This window comes from Paraburkholderia sp. BR13439 (assembly GCF_040948805.1).
GTDB classification, from domain to species: Bacteria; Pseudomonadota; Gammaproteobacteria; order Burkholderiales; family Burkholderiaceae; genus Paraburkholderia; species Paraburkholderia youngii.
Genome location: NZ_JBFPKN010000113.1, coordinates 1 through 1,320, shown reverse-complemented (window position 1 = coordinate 1,320; position 1,320 = coordinate 1). Strand labels below are relative to the sequence as shown.

Sequence of the window (1,320 nt, the reverse complement as noted above, 5' to 3'; positions counted from 1 at the left end):
AGGAACGCGCTCGAAATAACTTCCCGCTATGCGCCGTTCCTTGAGCGAATGCTGTAGTTCCACGAAGGCAGGGTTGAGTCGTACGCGATGTTGAGCGAAGCGCGGACGTGGCGGGTGACCGTCCGTCCGGCTTCATACACTCCGTCAAGGATGTCAGCGGTAACTTTCAGACCGGTTTTTGTGCGGGTTTTTTCGATCAGCTCACGGACCAGACTGACGCTGCTGAAGACTACGCCAGCGCAGGCTCGCGTAATGTGGGGGAATACGCGGTGCTCGATCGGATTATGCTTCGAGCAGTATGGGGCATAGTGGGCCACCCGGATTTCCAGTCCGAGCCGGTCTGCCAGCTTTTGCAGATCGCTTTTGAAGAGCCACGAATTGCTCGGGTTGCTGCCGCCGCCATCGCACAACAGCAGTAACCGTGTGGCCTGGGGATAATCGGCGCGACCGTGTTTTTCCCACCAGTGCGCCACGCTGTCGCAGGCAAACTGCGTCGTGTCACGGCTCACGCCGATGTTCACATGCGCCTTGTTCAGGCCGATGTCATACAGCCCATGCGGAATGACGCTGCCTTCGCTGTAGCTCGGAAAATCGTGGTCGAAGACTTCAAGCTGTTCGCGCGTGTAGAGCTTGCCGTCGCGATAGAAGTTGCCCAGCATCTCCTTTTTCTTCGTATCGATGCTGATGACAGGCTGGCCGTCTTCGAGATATTCCGCCTTGAGTTGTGCAATACGCTGAAATTGCGCGTCGCGTTGTGCGTGGGATTTGAACGACTTTTTTTTCTGTGATTGCCGCCGGGAAAAACCGTTGCGCTTTAGCAGCTGCCGGACCGTTCGCACGCTCACCCGTGCGTCTACCTGCTGCGTCATCGCCTGTGCGATTTCGCGTGGCTTCAGATCTGTCCAGATGACGCCGTGTTGTGGATTGCCCGCCGTATGCTCTCGCACCACGTCCAGAAATACCGCGTTCCACTCCGGATAGTCAGTTAACCTGGATTTACGCCCCTTTTTTTCGGACCCGCTCTCCAGCCGGATCCAGTTCTTCTTCCAGCTCCTTCAACCCTTGCCTGATTGTTTTCGGGTCAATGTCAAACAGTTTTGCAATATATTCGAAACCGCCATGGCCCAGCTTGTCCGCCTCCACGGCCGCATACCGACGTCGGTCCTTCTCCGACAACCGCATGTACAGCCGCTTCATCCGCGTTTCAATCTCAGCCCGGTAACCAGCCTGCATCGTCTGTCCTCCAGAATGACCGCATCTTACCAGCGTCGCTTTGCACCGGCCAGGGTCACTTCGAGAAGTTATTTCTCACCCGTTCCT

Annotated in this window: 2 protein-coding genes; both read right to left on the bottom strand. The window is 56.5% G+C overall.

All coding sequences use genetic code 11. The features are described from left to right. Positions 1 to 26: 26 nt before the first annotated feature. Positions 27 to 956: an ISAzo13 family transposase gene (locus AB3X96_RS42405; RefSeq protein WP_368594399.1), complete on the bottom strand. Its 930-nt coding sequence runs from the start codon at positions 954 to 956 to the stop codon at positions 27 to 29. Between the two features lie 40 nt (positions 957 to 996). Beyond that, on the bottom strand, positions 997 to 1,233 hold the full coding sequence (locus AB3X96_RS42400) for a hypothetical protein (protein WP_368594398.1): 237 nt from the start codon (positions 1,231 to 1,233) through the stop codon (positions 997 to 999). Positions 1,234 to 1,320: the final 87 nt, after the last annotated feature.

Bases quoted from the DNA above. Each gene is read 5' to 3' on its own strand.
- AB3X96_RS42400 (WP_368594398.1), bottom strand. From the start codon at position 1,233: ATGCAGGCTGGTTACCGGGCTGAGATTGAAACGCGGATGAAGCGGCTG.